This is a genomic window from Pseudoalteromonas sp. SR44-2 (assembly GCF_014163745.1).
GTDB classification, from domain to species: Bacteria; Pseudomonadota; Gammaproteobacteria; order Enterobacterales; family Alteromonadaceae; genus Pseudoalteromonas; species Pseudoalteromonas distincta.
Window position 1 is genome coordinate 57,936 of sequence record NZ_JACJDW010000005.1, and the last position, 19,513, is coordinate 77,448.

Below are 19,513 nucleotides of genomic sequence, written 5' to 3' on the forward strand. Positions count from 1 at the left end.
AATATTCCTATATTATGGTTCACGCATTGCATTGGCTTTTGCTCTAAGCAAAGGTTTTAGCCAATAATCTAAAACAGTTTTTTTCCCAGTAATAACATCCACTTGTGTTTGCATACCTGGGATTATTGCTTGCTCTGCTATTTGGCTTATTGTTGTTTTAATATAAGCCTGATAGTAAGCAGTTCCATCTTCTAAATACTGAGCATCTGCACCAATGTAAGTAACTTCACCTTCAAGTCCACCGTATATTACAAAGTCATAGGCAGTAAACTTAACTTTAGCAGCCATGCCCACTCTAATAAAGCCGATATCTTTTGGTTGAATTTTGGTATCAATTAAAAGCAAATCGTTTTGAGGGACAATTTCCATCATCACCTCACCAGGGTCTATAACACTGCCAATAGAGCGTGATACAATATTTTTTACCGTACCCCGTACTGGCGATCTAACTTGTGCTTTAATAAGTCTATCTTCGAGTGACTTACTACTTTGTTGAATTTTAGCAAGCTCGTTACTCACTTCATCTAATTGATTTTGTGTATCCGCCAAATAATCAAATACAATCGCTTTTCGCTCTTCTCTTACCTGACTTTTTGCCGCTTTTAATTGCTGTAATAGTGCATTAGCTTGGTTTAGCTCACCTTGCATGCCAATTTCGTCTCGTTGCAATTTAACTAACTCCATTTCGGCAACAGCTCCGGCATCAACGGCACCTTGAGTTAACTGTACTTCCCTTGTTGTGAGCTTTAACCTTTGCTTAAGCGCAGATATATTTGCACGTTGCTCTACACTGGCTTGCTCCTGCTGTAGTAAGTTTTGCGTGCGTTGCTGTAGCTGAGACTCAAGCTGTGTAAGTCTCGAAGTATATGTATTGTATGCCTGCTTATACACATCTACGGTAATACCTTCTCTCGGTATTTCAAGGCGTTCTATATTAGCGCCAAAGCTACTCTCTTCATTTAAAGTAACGCTTTTCAATTCAGTTACTAAACGGTTTCGCCTAGCCAATAATGAGCCTTTTTCTTGGCTAGATTCAGCATAAGCAGCCGCAAAGCGGGTCTCATCAATTAGTAAAAGTGGGTCACCTACTTCTACAATTTGCCCTTCACTTACTAAAACTTCCTTTAAAATACCACCATCAAGATTTTCTATAGTTTGAACTCGTTGTACTGGTATAACAGAGCCTTGGCCTACAACAACTTCCTCCAGCTTAGCAAATTTAGCCCACAAAACCACAGTAAGAAACAATACAAAAACTATAATAACCAACCTCTTAGCTTGTTTAGCAGCTTTTAGCTGCCCCATATACAAATCAGCCATTATTTAAACCTGCTCCAATATTAGCGTTACTTACTCTAGTCACTTTTTTACTCACCAGTTTTACGCCGCCCGCTACTCTTTCGCTAAATAATGATTTAGGGGTCTCTATACTTCTTAATCGGCCATGATCTATAACAAAAATTCTGTCGCAAATTGAGAGCATTTCTTTACGATGACTAGAAATAATCACGGTTTCGGTGCGCTCTCTTAGGGTTTTTATTAATAGTTTTTCGTGCCCTTCGTCCATTGCTGACGAAGGCTCATCTAACAGAAGTAAGGCGTTATTACTTTGTAGAAGCGAACGTGCAATACACACTGCTTGGCGTTGTCCGCCCGATAAAAGTCGGCCAAATTCCCCCACTTGTGTTTCAAGTCCAGACTCTAAACGGTCAATAAAGCGGCTCACACCAGATTGAACAAGCGCATTAGTGAGATCTGCAGGGTTAATGTTTTGCGCACCTAACGTGATATTTTCAAGCACGGAGCCATAAAATAGGCTTGGACTTTGTGCTACCCAACCACTTTGTCTACGTAACGCACTTAAGGACCAATGCTTTATATCTATATCGTCTATTAAAAGCTGTCCTGAGGTTGCTCTGTACTGACCAGCAATGATAGCTAGTAATGTTGATTTACCCGACCCAGCGCGGCCGTACAAACCTATTTTTTCGCCTTTTTTGATATCAAAGTTAATATTATGAATAGCTTCAAGCTCTTGTTCATGGTACTGAAAACTTAAATAACGAGCTGTAATATTGCCATTTAAAGGAGCATAAATTGTACTTTCGCCGCTTTGCTGCTCTTGCTCTAATGCCATTATATTTTTAACGGACTCAATAGCTGTTTGAGTTTGCTTGTACTTTAAAACAAGCCCAGCCAACGAAGATATAGACCCCGATGCACGACCACTTAACATGACAATAGCAATCAATGCGCCCATGCTAATGTCGCCATTGCTTATTAAGTACACACCAAATACGATTAACCCGATACTAGTAAATTGACTGAGGCTTGCCACGGTATGTGTGAGCGTTGTTGCACTGTGACGGGACTTATTTTGCCAATCGACCATTTGTGCGAGTGTTTGCTCAAGCTTTTGCTGCGCGCTTGCTTGGCCATTCATCTGTTTTAATTCAACCAGCTGGTTTAAATTTTCGATTAAATAAGCTTGGCGCTGGGTTGACAATTTAGAGGCCTGCTCAACACTTTCACTCAGTTTTGCTTGTAATATAATGCTGGTTATAATAATAACGGTCAGTACCGCAACGGGAATAAGTACAATAAGGCCACCAAGCCAAAAAATAAGCGCTAAAAATAATAATGTAAAAGGTAAATCAATTACCGATACAAGCGTCGCTGAAGTTATAAACTCACGTACGCTGTCAAAATCTTGTACTTGTTTTGCATAAGCACCTGCAGAGGCTGGACGTTGCTCAAGGCGCATACCTAATACTTTAGCGTATAGCATACTACTAATACGTAAATCTATTTGCCTACCTGCGGCATCAGTCAGATGCCCTCGTGCTTGTTTCAAAAGCCAATCAAACACAATAGCAATTGTTGCACCGGTTGCAAGTACCCATAATGTATCCAACGCAGCATTAGGCACTACACGGTCGTATACGTTCATAGTAAATAACGGCACTACTAAGGCTAATAAATTTACGGTTAGTGATGCCAATAACAGCGAGTTATAAAATGGTTTTACTTGATCCCATGCAGGCTTTAGCCAATTAGGAATACGAGTATGAAGTTTTTCTGAGCGATCATCGGTTACATTCTCGTGTGACAAATACCAAATAAGCTCTATATCAATATCACTTAATTGTTTAGGTTTTGCTTCATCAAGTGAGCTAAAAGTACTTTTACCATCATTTTCAAAAAACCAAAAATAGCCTTCCTTATCAAGTACCAAAGCAGGATAAGCATAATGCTTTGGCGTAGTTTGCTGCTGCGCACTCACATTAATATTACTTAATGCTTGCTCTAAATGATGCGCCGAAAACTCATTACTTGGCAAACCAAGTAATAAGTTGTCGCTTTGATGGCGTAAATGCAAGGCATCGGCAATATGCTTACCAAGTGCTAATATTTGTTCTCGGTTTAGGATTAACTTCATACGTTTTGATCGCCGCTGGTCATACTTGCAATCGTCTCATCATGTGCTGTGTTACCACTGCCAGACATATCGCTATAATCAGGCCCACTGTCACCGCTCGCACTTGCGGTACGCGCTGAGCTAGCTGTAGCCGAATCAGAAATAGTTACATTTACTACCTCAGGCGAAGCCTCTTGTGTTTCACCGTTAAGCGTTGAAAATGCAGTTAACGTTAAGTTAAAACTATCACCAGCAGCGCCATCAACTATTTCAAGATTTTCAATATCAGTAATATCAACAGTCCATGTATCGCCGACTTTTTCTCCAACATTAAAGCTGTATCCATCAGGTAAGCCGATAATTTCAATATAGCCAGTTTCATCTGTTGCAGGGTTTTGTAAATCTACATCTAGGTTTAGCGCGATATTATTGGTTGTATTACTTGTAACATCATTTGCAGCTGTCCATACAGGCGCATCAGCTTGAGGTTCTAACTCAATAATAAATTCTGATGATTGTGCCTCACCCAAACTTGTTACCGTTTCACCATTAATTTGTGCGCTATCAACAGTTGCAACATCAACACTCATGTTTAATGTACCAAACGCAAGGCCACCGGCATTAAAGTCAAAGTTTTCAATTGAGTTACTGCCACTGGTAATTGTTGCACTAAAGCCCCCATTACCATCGCTGGTAAAGTACACAGTTTCACTTCCTACTGTTATAAACGCTTTACCGTCTACAAACTGCAAGACTGAATCATCTGAATCAGCGGCTATATTTACCGTTAACTGAATTGTCTCCGTGCCATCCGCCTCTTCACTAAATGCTTCTAGGTCAATAGTCAAGGTGTCATCTTCTTGTCCATCGTAGCTTTCAAACGGCTGCTTAGAAAAATCCAGTGCATCGGCTTCTGGGTTTACAACAACCATAAACGAGGCTGAGGTCTGTACTATTTCACCCGGTGATTCATCTTGGGTTAGCGCATTTAGGGTTAATTCAAATTCACCACTAAAATCAAGCGGCGGCACAATGATTAAACCTGCTAATTGCTCAGCAGTAACGGTCCAACTTGTGGTGTCTTCACCATTGAATGTGCCACCATCTTTACCGTTATTAACTAGTAAATTACCATCAGCATCTTTTAGTACGGCATCTTTTGGTACGCCCGAGATAGTAATTGAAATAGTTTCTGAACCGTCATCATCTTTTAAAAGTGCACTTAGGCCTGTTAACGCTATGTCAGCATCTTCGCTACCTTGTGCATCTGCTACTGTTAATACTGCTTCGTCAGTCACTGCCTCCACTGCAATACTAATTGTATTAGTAACTTGCGTTGTATCTGTGGCGGTACCGGTACTCAATTGTGCGGTATCAACAATGGTTGCCGTTATTTGAATGTCTATATCAGTACCAGATTGGTCTTCAATTGGCTCAACCCCAATACTTGCTAGTGCAGCAGCAAACTCTGCCTCTGTACCGTTATATGTATATGTGTTATCGCCGTTATCGATAAACATATTATCAGGGTCATACAATCCAACGCCATCTGGTAAGGTAATAGTAATTGGCTGAGAAAAATCAACTTCTTCAACCCCGCCATTTTGCTCTGGGTTTGACTCATCATCTACTTGGTTTAAATCGGTTAAAGCTAATGTTAAGCCAAGTGCTGTGGTGCGGTTATCTTCCTTAATCTTGCTAATAGCAGCGCTAAACTCACCACCATCTGCGACTGGGGTTACATCTATTTCTAAAGATTGCGTGTCATCAATATATTCATCGCCACTATCATCATCTACCGCAATGATCGTTACCGGAATAATTAACTGCCCTGAATAGTCATTACCTGCACTGGTAAAACTTAAATTACCAAGTGATCCTTCAGGAATAATATACTCAGCAACTTCACCGTCATCACCTGGAATTGCGATAACACCATCACCTTCAATAATAAGACCTTCAGGTAAGTTATCTGCACTTATATAAACAGTAACGGTATCGTTTTCATCGTCAGTTAAACTGGTATTAATATGCCCTGTAAAATCAACTGCTTCATCTTCTACTGCATCAACCACCGAAATTTGTAACTGCCCTACCTCAGAAGCCTCCGACGTACTGCCATCTCCTTCAACAGTAAAGTTAACCGTAAAGTTGTCACTTAGTAATACTGCATGACTGCCATCGGCTACGCGTGCTTTAACAGTAACATCTATATCACCTGTAGAATTTTGTGCTTCTAAGGTCACATCAGCAAGTAAGTCATTAATTACGTCTGTTACTGAGTCACTTGTACCTGCATCAATAGGTATTATCCAACGGCCAGAGCCATCTGGGTACGCACCATTTGGATGAATCACCTCTATATTTACGCCATCAGGGAGTATTATTTCTATATGAGTAATAACCTCAGAGCCATCAACATCTTCTTCTGTAAAGCTAACAGCCCCCGATAGGCTCAGTGTTCTGCTTGAGCTGGTTATTGTGTCATCCGTTGCTTCAAGACGGGTAACAGCACCACTGTTATCGCGCTCGGCACTACTTTGGGTATCAACCTGGCCATTAACAGTGACTGTAACTTGACTACTAATATCTTCGCTCACACTGCCTACATTAGACGTATCTGTCACAGTGTAAAGCACATCAACAGTAAGCGTGCCAGAGAAATCCTCATCAGGCAGTAAACGCACTCTATCGCTGGCTAAAACATCTTCAAGCGTTGGGTATTCGTCATTGATTAAATCAGCTAAATCAAACCCGCTATCTACGCTCACTTCGCTGCCATCAACGTACAAGGTGGTGTTTGCAGGTATGCCTGTAATTACAGCACCTGTTATTGTTTCTGACCCGTCGCTGTCGATTAAATCTGGATTAAAATTGAGCGCAATACGTGTATCTTCATTACCCTCAGACGTTGTTGCTAGGCTTTGCGTATTATTGTCGATTGTTGGATTAAAGTTTGTAGTTACAGCAATGTTGTAATCAGCAGTATCACCATCAGCCTCTGTCGGGACTACTTTAATATTAAAATTAACTTCACCACTAAAGTCATCAATAGGCGCTAAATAGTAATTTTCCATCTCTGCGGCCGTTAAGCTGTACATTGGCTTGCCATTAGCATCAGTGCCAACAATTGGTAAACTAGCAGGGTCGCCGTTTACATCAACTAGCATTACCGAGTCTGGTAAGTCAGAAATAACTAAACTAATTGCCTCAGATTGATCCAAATCAGAAGTCACAATCAAAAAGTCTAAACGTAGGTTAGTATCTTCTGTGCCTTGGGTATTTTGCAGCGTAAAGTTGTTTTCATCTACCTCTGCAAATGCCCAGTTATCATTACTGCTTTCTTCATCTAGCTCTGGAGGGTCTATTTTACCTATAACCGTAAGTTGTAAAGTATCTGGCTCTGTACGTGCTTCTTCACCCGTGCTGGTTTCTGTTGCTATGGCTGTAACCGTAATATCGAAGGTAGCGTCGGTTGCACGGCTGGCATCTTCTTTTTGTTTTAAGAATATGTTCCCTGCTTGCAGCTGCGCATCACTTACAAGCCAAATGCCATCTGTATATTGAGCTAATGCAACTCCATTTTCGTCTACCAGCTCAAAACCTTCTGGCAATATAACTTCAAAACTAAGCGTTTCGGAGCCGTCTTGGTCAACCAGTAAACCACTAAATAAGTCTATAGCAGGGGTGAGCGCATCTTCATCTACGGTTTGGTTACGCACAAATAAGCGAGGCTCATCAGCAACAGGGGTTATTTCAACCGTTACCGTTTGCGTGCTTGCTGATGCACTATCGTTGTTTTCAGCTTCTGTTGCTACAGCAGTAATATCAAAAGTAAACGTGCCCGCTACATGCTCTTCACCAACTACAGTCAAGCTTTGTGCCTCTGCTGCGGTTATTTCATCACCGTTTGATAGCGTACGGCCATCGGCAGTAACAATTAAGCCCTCTTGTATATTATCAATTATATAAGTGAGTGTTTCTGAGCCATCTGTATCTTGCAGTGTAGCCCCAATATTAATAGCAGCTTCGGTATCTTCTGCGGTTGTGTAACTGTAGTTGTTAGTGTCATCCCAATCAGGAGTGTCGGCCACTGACTCTACGGCAATAGTATCACTAGCCGATAGCTCTCTAGAGTTACTGCCAATGCCGATCGTTGCCTCTATGTTTACAGTTACAGATTGGGTTTCATCTGAACTATTTTGCGCGGGTTGAAAAAATAAGTCGCTTATTGTCACTGTGCCGGCTGGGTTAGTCGTAATCGTATCGCCAGTAAATACATAGTAGCCATCGACAATCGAAACGTTGGCGTTATCCGTTGCTAAAACGTTATCGAGATAAAGTTCACCACCTTGTAATGAGGCAACTTCTATTCTAATTTCACTCACTGTTTCGTTTTGATCTATGTCTCCACGCTCAATACTAATTGTGATTTGACTACGCGCTGAGTTTATAATGCCACTATCATCAGTCGCATCTTCACGGATATTTTGTGCTGTTACGCTCATCGAACCTTCAGCATCACTCGTAGTCAATTCAATAATTGAACCTGTCACTTCATCACCATCGTTATCAATGACGTTGTAAGTAATCTGCTCATTAAAATCAACACTTGCTGTTTGATCAAATGCTGATGTATCAAATACTACTTTACCGCTTTCATAAACTCTTAATGTACCTTGAGTATCATTACCGGTTTCATCTTGCAGAGCCACTTCTTTGTAACTACCGTTTGCATCATTGCCTGAATTAAACACAGTATACTCAGTACCACCGTAAGTAAATGAAGACAGTTTGGCACCATCAGCGCCTGGGTTATTATCATTGCCTACAAAGTCATTGCTGCTTGTATCTAATAAATCAATAGTAGTGCTTTGCCCTTCAACTAAATTAACCTCAACAGGGTTTGCATCAATTGTTGGTGTATCATCTGTTATTGAAATAGTCACTGCTGCGTTATTAGTATCGCCATCAGCATCAACCGCAGTTACAGCAAAGCTGATATTTTGGGTATTTGTTCCATCACCATTCGGGTGTTCAATTGCTGTAAATTGCTCATAAGTATAAGAGCCATCAGGATTAAATTTAACGCGTAAAACATCTTCACCATTTGCTGTAGCGATATACCAGCCATCAGCGTTTTTATCACTTATGGTAATTGCATTATTTCCATCCGCAGTAACGTAACCTTCGTCGTTAAAGGTTGATATAAAGTCATCTACAAGCTTAATTTCTACAACTTCATCAGAGCCTTGCGTTACTGTAATTTGCCCCGTTGTTGTTATTGAGTCATTATCTCTGAGGTTTGCCTCATCTACACTTGCACCTGAGTTAGCTATTACAGGGTCTGTACCGTCGTTTAATGTCACCGTAACATTACTTGTAACTTGTGAACCATCGGTATCTTCTGTGTATACTGGAATCACTATTTGCGGTGCATCGGTGGTATCACCTGTGTGATCTATTGCACCTGTTATTTCGAATGAAATAGCATAGGTGGCAGAGGTTTGTGCATCAACATTCACATCTGGTAAAGTAACTTTAAAGACCTCGGTTGAAGTGTCTTCTAAAATACCTTGTGCAGTGCCATCACTATTCACTTTCCAAATAATATTTGTAGTTACAGCATTGCCGTTTTCATCGAGTGTGGTTTGCGTTAGCTGATTACCATTACTATCAAGTACCGCTGCCCCATCAGTAATACTAACTTGCATGTCCACTACATCATCAAGTCCAGCTGTTACTGTAAATGAAGTATCAGTATCAGTATTTGCTTGGCCATCTCCATCTTCGTCATTGTCTGCCACGCTGTTAGGTATTTCAGAAACAGTTAAACCAATATCATTTTGAGTATGCTCAGCGCCGCCATCATTAACGGTAATGTTTAATGTGGTAGTATTACTGTCCCCATCATTATCGATCACTTCGACTTGCAATGGTACGCCGGTACCTTCTGTTGTGTTGTCAAATGGACGATAAAGCGTAAACTCGTATGTTAAGTTTTGACTACTCGTGCCATTAATGTCGGGTAAAGTCGCTACAAAAATTGTTTCTGTACCTTCGCCAGTATTTGCCGTTATTGTTCTTCCATCATCACTTAAAGTGTATACAAGCGCTACACCACCGGCAGTTAAATTTGGTTGTGAATCACTAGAGAATGCTAGCGATGTAATTGTGTCACTGCCAACTGTTGTGCTCACGGTACCTTGCTGAGATACTGTGGTGTTATTAGCAGGGTCTAAGCCAATTTCGTCAATACTAATAGGTGTTTCTGAGGTATCTTCAAGCTGAGGCCCGCCGCCATCTTTAACGGTTATGGTTACGTTACCCGCACCGCTTATTACCGTACCATCACTATCCTCACCATTAAGAGAAAGCGCAAAATCAATATTCTCTCCATTCAAGTTATCAAGCGGTAAGCTTATTGTTGTTTGAACCCTAGCATCTAAATCTTTGCCATTGGCATCTTGCGTTGCACTTACGCTAAAGCTAATTACTTCGTTACCATTTGCAGAACCCGTAATTGTTTTGCCGTCTTCACTTATCACGAAAGTAATAGCATTACCTGAGCTTGTTAGGTTTAGTGCATTTAAGTTTGCAATTGTGTTGTCAAAGGTGATTGAATCGGCAACTAATGCATCAGAGCCTGCCACAACATCAAAGAATTTGTTATTTGTTGTAGTAACGCCATAATCACTTTCTGTATAAGTAACCTCTTGATCGACAAAACTTGCTGCACTGCCATCTTGTACTATAAATGTGGCTGTACTGGTTGAGCTGCCTACACCGTCGCGATCCTCTATTGTGTATTCAATCGTAAACTGTGGTGAAGGGTTTGAGTCACGGTTATCAAGCGCGTTAAAGCTCCATGTGCCATCGCTGTTAACCGTTAATGTGCCTTCATCGGTTACTATTATTGCTGGTGTATCGGCTGTTATATCATCATAGTCAGTGCCATTAAATGTAACGCTTGTAACGGTTGGTGCGCCCTCTACTACACTGTCGTTTGTGACTAAACTACCTGTTGATTCTCTACCCGTATCGGTGTCGGCTTCTGTTACTGTAAAGCTGTCGTCACTACTTTGAGGGGCAGAGTCGGTAATAGTAACGGCTGTTGGTACAACTACTAATTCGGTTGTGCCATCAGCATCTGTTTGTAATGCATCAACAAAAATATCAGTCAGTAAGCTTTCACTTTCGTGATCAATAGGTGCATGTAGCGTGGTAATCAGTTCACCACCTGCAAGCGCAACACTTAACACTAAGTTACCTTGCGAGTCTTTTACCTCTAAAGATAAACCATCGTTTGCTAAGATAACCGAAACAGGGCTGCCGTCTACCGTTAAGCCTTCAAGACCAGATTGATTTGTACTTAATGTAAGGTCTGCGTTATCTATTTCTATTGAACTAGTCGCTGAGCTTGTGCCGTCACTTGCAGTATTACTTTCGTTTAATGTTTGGCTATCCAGCGCATCGAGTATTGGCGTGCTGTCTTGCGCGGTATTACCTGCAGAGTCTGTAACGGCCGCTGTAATAGTCCACTGCTGCTCACCATCAAGTGCAGACACATCTATACCGTTAACGTTCCAAGTTCCACCATTTGCGACAGCAGCAGTCACTACTTCACTGTTGGTACCATCAAAAATAGTGAGCGTGACTGTAGACCCAGGTTCTGCATCAGTTGTACCGTTTAGCGTGGTTACTTCACCCGCTTTAAAGGCTCTGCTGTTGATGCCGCTTTCACCAGTATCAATATCAATATTAATGGTAGTGTCTTTTGTAAAGGTGGTTTCGTTTGTGGCTAAATTACCTTCAACATCCAGTGCGCTCACACTGGCTGTAATTTCACCATCAGCAAGGCCTGAAATATTAGTGGCATTTATTGCCCACTCACCGGCTGAATTAATCGCGACGTTTTCAACCGTGACTTTATCTCCGTTCACATCGGTAAATACTACAGTGGCTGTTTGGTTAGCATCAGCCTCTTCTATTATACCGCTTACAACTACAGTACCTTGCTCTGCGGTATTAATAACGGCGTCATCGCCTGTTGCAACATCAATGCTGGTTACGGCTGTTTTATCGTGAATGGCGGTGTCTGTATCGATTGCTGTATTACCAGCTTTATCACTGACTGTGGCTGTGGCGGTTAATTCGCCATCGTTAAGACCTGATAAGTTTGCACCGGTAATTGTGTAAGTATTATTGGTAACTGTGGCTTCAAAGCTGCGCTCATTACCGGCTTCATCTGTTACTACCACTGTTACCGTTTGGTTGTCTTCGACACCCGTTGTGGTCCCTGTAATTTCAACGTTTACGTTTTCATCATTGCCGTTAATTACGCCATCGTTTGTATCGTTGATATCAACTGTTATTGCAACTGTAGTGTCTTTGGTAAAGCTGGTTTCATTTGTGGCTAAATTGCCTTCAACATCCAGTGCGCTCACACTGGCTGTAATTTCACCATCAGCAAGGCCTGAAATATCAGTGGCATTAATTGTCCACTCACCGGCGCTATTAATCGCGACGTTTTCAACCGTGACTTTATCTCCGTTCACATCGGTAAATACTACAGTGGCTGTTTCGTTAGCATCAGCCTCTTCTATTATACCGCTTACAACTACATCACTTTGCTCTGCGGTATTAATAACAGTGTCGTCACCTGTTGCAACATCAATGCTGGTTACGGCTGTTTTATCGTGAATGGCGGTGTCTGTATCGGTTGCTGTATTGCCTGCGACATCACTTACCGTGGCTATGGCGGTTAATGTGCCATCGTTAAGCTCTGATACGTCTGCACCTGTGATTGTGTACGCTTCATCAGTAACGAGTGCGGTGAAAGTTTCACTGTTTGTGCCATCACTGACTACTACGGTAACCGTTTGGCCATCTTCAACACCAACGGCGGTGCCGTTTATGGTTACGTTTGTGTTTTCACCACTACCATTTATTACGCTATCGTCTGTATCAACAATATCAACCGTGACATTAGCAACCGTATCTTTTGTTAGATTGGCAGTATTAACCGCTTCATTACCTGCGTTATCAAATACGCTAACACTTACAGTTATGTTGCCATCTGCAAGTGAACTAATGTCTTCGTCATTTACTTCCCAGCTGCCATCGTCATTTATGGTTACATTATCAACGGTTACTTTTGTGCCGTTTTTATCTGTAAAGGTAACGGTTATGCTATTCGTTGACTCTACATCATCAACCACACCGCTTACGCTTACCGCTTCGTCCTCGGCTGCGTTTATTACAGTATCATCCAACACTAAAGTGGTGCTTGCTTGGGTGTCTTTTGTAAAATCTAGCGTGCTTGTTGCTACGTTACCCGCTATATCTTGCGTGCTTACATCTACTGTGTAGTCGCCATCAGACAGTGCATTTAAAATACTGCTATCTAATTCCCAGTTGCCAGCATCATCTACACTTGCAGTGCCATTAAATACAGTATTGCCGCTACTGTCTTTAATAGTAATTGCTACGCTTTGGTTGGCTTCTACATCGTTTACTGTGCCTGCTACTTTCGCAGTGCTTTGCTCAGCATTGTTAATAACAGCATTATCGCCCACATTTACCGTAACAGCACTTTGTGTATCTTTAACAATGTTAAGATCTGCATTGGCAGTGTTGCCTGCGGTATCTGCGGTTGTTGCTGTAACAGTCAATGCCCCTTCATCAAGGGATGTCAAATCGAGTGAGTTACTTTGCCATGTACCATCAGCTAAAATAATCGCTTGCCCTGTTACTGTTTTAGTACCATCAGACACCGTAACATTAACGATTTTTCCCTCTTCTATATTTGCGCTTTGACCATTAATAACTACAGCCGATTTTTCTGCATTGTTAATTAATAAATCGTTATTTTCACCTGGTATAGAAATAGAAGCTTGGGTGTCTTTTTCGAAGGTGGTGCTATTTGTAGCTTGGTTACCCGCATTGTCGAGTACACTAACAGTCGCAGTAATAGTACCATCGGCAAGCGTATTAACATCTGCGCTACTAACTTCCCAACTGCCATCGTCATTAATTGTGACGTTGTTTATAGTAACCGGTATGCCATTTTTATCAGTAAAAGTAACTGTTGCTGTATTAGTCGGCTCTATATCAGTAACCTGACCACTCACAATAACATTTGTTTGCTCGCTTGCATTTACTACGTCATCACCCGCTGCCATTGCAATGGTAGTAGCTGCTGTTTTGTCGTGTATAGCTGTATCTGTATTAGTGGCTATGTTACCGGCTACATCACTTACGGTGGCTGTGGCGGTTAATGTGCCATCATTAAGACCCGATAAGTCTGCATCTGTAATTGTGTAAGCATTATTTGTAACTGTGGCTTCAAAGCTGCGCTCGTTACCGGCTGTATCTTTTACTACAACTGTTACTGTTTGGTTGTCTTCAACACCCGTTGTGGTTCCTGTAATTTCAACGTTTGTATTTTCACCATTGCCATTTATTACGTTGTCGTCTGTATCGTTTATATCGATTGTTACAGTAGCTGCGGTGTCTTTAGTAAAGCTGGTTTCGTTTGTGGCTAAATTGCCCTCAACGTCTAATGCGCTAACACTTGCTGTAATTTCACCATCAGCAAGGCCTGATATGTCTTCTGCATCAATAACCCACTCACCTGTGCTATTAATCGCCACGTCTTCAACTATGACTTTTTTACCGTTCACATCGGTAAATACCACAGTGGCTGTTTGGTTAGCATCAGCCTCTTCTATTACACCGCTTACAACTACATTACTTTGCTCTACGGTATTAATAACGGCGTCATCGCCTGTTGCAACATCAATGCTGGTTACCGCTGTTTTATCCTGAATGGCGGTGTCTGTATCGGTTGCTGTATTACCTGCCAAATCACTTACCGTAGCTGTGGCGATTAATTCGCCATCGTTAAGGCCTGATAAGTTTGCACCGATAATTGTGTAAGTATTATTGGTAACTGTGGCCTCAAAGCTGCGCTCATTACCGGCTTCATCTGTTACTACAACCGTTACTTTTTGGTCGTCTTCAACACCGGTTGTGGTACCTGTAATTTCAACATTGGTGTTTTCGTCATTGCCATTTATTACGTTGTCGTCTGTATCGTTAATATCGACTGTTACAGTAGCTGTGGTGTCTTTGGTGAAGGTGGTTTCGTTTGTGGCTAAATTGCCCTCAACGTCTAATGCGCTAACGCTTGCTGTAATTTCACCATCGGCAAGCCCTGTTATGTCTGCTGCACCAACTTGCCATTGTCCACCTGCGTTAATAGCGACGTTTTCAACTGTTACTTTTTTACCGTCTTTATCGGTAAATACCACGGTGGCTGTTTGATTTGCATCGGCTTCATCAATCACACCGCTTACGACTACATTGTTTTGCTCATCACTATTAACTACGTCATCGCCCGCAGCTATTGCAATGGTAGTAGCTGCTGTTTGATCAATAATTGCGGTATCTTGGCTGGTTGCTGTATTGCCAGCTAAGTCGCTTAGCGTGGCTGTGGCTTTAATTTCACCATCGTCAAAGGCTGATAAATCTTTATCTGAAATTGTATACGCTTCGCCAGACACTATTGCAGTAAAGGTTTCAGTTGTTGTGCCATCGGTTACTGTTACTGTTACCGTACGACCATCCTCTACACCAACCGCTGTGCCTGTAATTGTTACAGCTGAGCTTTCGCTGTTACCGTTTATAACGTTATCGGCTGTATCTTGTATTTCAACGGTTACATTGGCGTTGGTGTCTTTGGTAAAGTTGGCTGCGTTTGTGGCTAAATTGCCCTCAACGTCTAATGCGCTAACGCTTGCTGTAATTTCACCATCGGCAAGCGTTGTTATGTCTGTTGCATCAATAACCCACTCACCCGCTGCGTTAATTGATACGCCAGTAACAACAATTGTTTTGTTATTGCTGTCTGTAAAGGTGACTGTCGCGGTTTGGTTTGAATCGGCTTCTTCTATTACACCGTTCACTACCACGCTTGATTGCTCTGCGCTATTAATAACGTTGTCGTCACCGGTTGCTGCAATAATACTGGTAACGGCTGTTTGGTCAATAATTGCTGTATCTTGGCTAGTTGCTGTATTGCCAGCTAAGTCGCTTAGCGTAGCTGTGGCTGTAATTTCACCATCGTTAAAGGCTGATAAATCTTTATCTGAAATTGTATACGCTTCGCCAGTCACTATTGCAGTAAAGGTTTCAGTTGTTGTGCCATCGGTTACTGTTACTGTTACCGTACGACCATCCTCTACACCAACCGCTGTGCCTGTAATTGTGACAGCTGAGCTTTCGCTGTTGCCGTTAATAACGTTATCGGCTGTATCTTGTATTTCAACGGTTACATTGGCGTTGGTGTCTTTAGTTAGCGTTGCGGTATTTACCGCTTCATTGCCAGCGTTATCAAATACGCTAACACTTACTGTTACGTCTCCATCAGCAAGTGAGCTTATATCTTCGTCACTTACTTCCCATGTGCCATCGTCATTTATGGTTACATTATCAACGGTTACTTTTTCACCGTCTTTATCTGTAAAGGTAACAGTTATGCTGTTTGTTGACTCTACATCATCAACCACACCGCTTACGCTTACCGCGTCGTCCTCGGCTGCATTTATTACTGAGTCTTCAAGCACTAGTGTTGTACTGGCTTGGGTGTCTTTTGTAAAGTTGAGGGTGCTTGTTGCTGGATTACCCGCTATATCTTGCGTGCTTACATCTACCGTGTAATCCCCGTCAGACAAGAAACGTAAAATAGAGCTATTAAGCTCCCAGTTACCTTGCGCATCTACGGTGGTTGTAGCGGTAAACAACTCATCGCCATTATTGTCTTTCAGTACAATATCAACTTCTTGTCCTGGCTCTACATCACTAATTGTGCCGCCAACTTTAGCTGTTGCTTGCTCTTGCGCATTAATAAAAGCGTCATCACCTACATTTACGTCTATTGTGGCCTGGGTATCTTTAACTAATGTTGCGCTATTTATTGCTACGTTACCTGCGTTGTCAAACACGCTTACACTTGCTGTAATGTCGCCATCGGCTAATTCGCTAATATTTGCAGCGGTAACAGACCAATTACCGTCGGTATCTAGAGTAATGTTTTCTATTACTTCTGTTTTTCCATTTTCATCTGTAAAGGTAACCGTTACATTATTAGTAGACTCTACATCATCAACTTTACCACTAAGTGCTACAGCTTCATCTTCAGCTGCGTTAATAAGCGTATCAGCAAGCTCTAATGTAGTTGTTGCTTGGGTATCTTTTATAAATTCTGCACTATTAACGGCTTCGTTACCTGCGTTATCAAATACGCTGACACTTGCTGTTATAGCGCCATCAGCTAACTTGCTAATATCTGCAGCAGTTACAGACCAATTACCGTCGGCATCAAGAGTAATATTTTCTATTACTTCTGTTTTTCCGTTTTTATCTGTAAAGGTAACGGTTACGTTATTAGTTGACTCTACATCATCTACTTTTCCGCTAAGCGCTACAGCTTCGTCTTCTGCTGCATTAATTACGTTATCGGCAAGTTCTAACGATGTAGTTGCTTGTGTATCTTTATTAAATGTAGTGCTATTTACAGCTTCGTTGCCTGCGTTATCAAATACGCTTACGCTTACTGCAATTTCGCCATCGGTAAGTGTGCTTATGTCACTTGGGTTTATTTGCCAATTGCCATCGCTATCTACATCAACTTTTGCAGTAACTGAGTTGGTGCCGTCACTAAACGTAACCGTTACTTCGCGTGTTGCTTCAATGTCTGTAACTGTTCCATTTATAACTACGTTACTTTGCTCGGCTGCATTCACTATATCATCGTTTTCAGCGACTTCTATTGTGGTACTTGCCAGCTTATCGTGCTCAGCTGTGTCTTTACTTGTAGCAGTATTACCTGCTACATCGGTTACAGTAGTCGTTGCGGTTAATGTACCATCGTTTAAAGCTGATACATCGGCATCTGTAATTGTATAAGCGCCGTTAATTACTTCAGCGGTAAATGTTTCAGTATTTATGCCATCGCTCACAACTACCGAGACTGTTTGACCGTTTTCAATATTAGTTACATCACCTGTAATGCTAACAACTGTGTTTTCTGAGTTGCCATTGATTACGTTGTCATCGGTGTCGTTAATATCTACGGTTACACTTGCAAGCTGATCTAATAAAACAGTCTCGTTTGCTGTGGCTGTATTACCTGCTAAGTCTAAAACAGTGGCCGTAGCTGTAATTGTGCCGTTATTTAAGCTCGATATATCTACATTTTCAAAACTATACTGACCATCAACTACTGTGCCATTTAGCTCTATATCTGGGTTAACCCCATCAGATACTAATACGCTAATAGCTTGGCCGTTTTCAATGTTTTCTACATCACCTGTAATGGTTATTTGCGAGCTTTCGGTACTGCCATTAATTACGCCATCGTCTGTTTGTGCAATATTTAAAGTTACGCTGCTTAGTGTATCTTTTGTAAAAGTAAGCTCTGAGTTTGCAGGGTTCCCAGCTGAATCAGTAACGGTTACAACAGCGTTAATTTGACCTTCGGCTAGATCAGCAATTTGATCAGTAGTAACTTCCCATGTGCCATTATCGCTAACGATAGCAGTTATTACTTTAGACACACTATTGCTGTCAGTAAGTATTAATGTAACTTCTCGCCCTTGCTCTACATCTACAGTATTACCCGTTAACACAACACTCGTTTGCTCTAAGCTATTAATTACTTGATCGTCATCAGACAGTGCAATATCAATTTCTGCTAGCTTGTCTAATTCAACTGAATCTTGTGCGCTTACTGGGTTGCCTGCCTCATCCGATACGCTAGCTGTGGCGGTTAATGTACCATCATTCAATGCGCTTGCATTAATAGGATCTGTTACGTATTCGCCGTTGGTCACTGTTGCAGTTGTAGTTACTGCTGGGTTAACGCCATCGCTAATGCTTACCGTAACCGTTTGGCCATCTTCAACATCGGTAACTGTTCCACGCACAACCATTGCGGCGCTTTCGCCATTACCATTAATAACACCGTCGTCGGTTTTATCAATGCTGGTAGTGATGACAGCGGTGTTATCTAATTCAACTGAATCTTGCGCTGTTACAGGGTTACCTGCCTTATCAGATACGCTGGCTGTGGCGGTTAATGTGCCATCATTCAATGCGCTTGCATTAATAGGATCTGTTACGTATTTGCCGTTAGTCACTGTTGCAGTTATGGTTACTGCTGGGTTAACCCCATCGCTAATGCTTACCGTAACCGTTTGGCCATCTTCAACATCGGTAACTGTACCGCGTACAACGATAGCTTCGCTTTCACCGTTGCCGTTAATTACGCTATCGGCTGTTTTATCAATGCTGGTTGTAATTGCTGCGGTGTTATCGAGATCTACAGTATCCTTTGCGCTTAGCGGGTTACCGGCCTTATCTGACACCGTTGCGGTAGCTGTTAAAGTGCCATCATTCAATCCACTTGCATCAATTGATTCTGTTACATACTTGCCATTTGTAACAGTTGCAAAAACTTCTATAGGCTCGTTAACACCATCACTTATTGTTATGGTAACAACTTGCCCATCTTCAACGTCGTCAACTAAACCACTCACCACTATTGCGGCACTTTCACCATTTCCGTTAATAACACCATCTTCGGTTTTATCAATATTAATAGAAAGTGACGTTGTATTATCAAGCTCAACCGTATCTTGTGCTGTTACAGGGTTACCTGCCACATCTGATGTAATCGCGGTAGCGGTTAATGTGCCGTCGTTCAACCCGCTTGCATCAATTGGATCTGTTACATATTCACCGTTAGTAACCGTTGCTGTAGTGGTGACTGGTGAGTTAACACCATCATTAATTGTAACGGTAACCGTTTGGCCATTTTCAACATCAGTAACCGTACCGCGAACAACAATTGCAGCGCTTTCGCCATTGCCGTTAATAACACCGTCGTCGGTTTTATCAATGCTGGTAGTGATGACAGCGGTGTTATCTAATTCAACTGAATCTTGCGCTGTTACAGGGTTACCTGCCTTATCAGATACGCTGGCTGTGGCGGTTAATGTGCCATCATTCAATGCGCTTGCATTAATAGGA

3 protein-coding genes are annotated in these 19,513 nt (G+C 41.8%); all 3 read right to left on the reverse strand.

Features of this window, described 5'->3' with window-relative positions; all coding sequences use genetic code 11:
• Positions 1 to 12: 12 nt before the first annotated feature.
• The 3 genes from H5115_RS04510 to H5115_RS04520 are packed head-to-tail and all read right to left on the reverse strand — an operon-like array spanning position 13 to position 19,494.
• Entirely contained in the window at positions 13 to 1,320 is a 1,308-nt protein-coding gene (locus H5115_RS04510) for an HlyD family type I secretion periplasmic adaptor subunit (protein WP_182753867.1), read from the reverse strand.
• Complete coding sequence (locus H5115_RS04515; RefSeq protein WP_182753869.1) at positions 1,313 to 3,439, reverse strand: ATP-binding cassette domain-containing protein; 2,127 nt, start codon at positions 3,437 to 3,439, stop codon at positions 1,313 to 1,315. Before H5115_RS04515 ends, H5115_RS04510 begins: the two co-directional genes overlap by 8 nt.
• A complete protein-coding gene (locus H5115_RS04520) occupies positions 3,436 to 19,494 on the reverse strand; it encodes an Ig-like domain-containing protein (RefSeq protein ID WP_220487172.1) in 16,059 nt (5,352 codons plus the stop codon). Before H5115_RS04520 ends, H5115_RS04515 begins: the two co-directional genes overlap by 4 nt.
• Between the last annotated feature and the right edge of the window lie 19 nt (positions 19,495 to 19,513).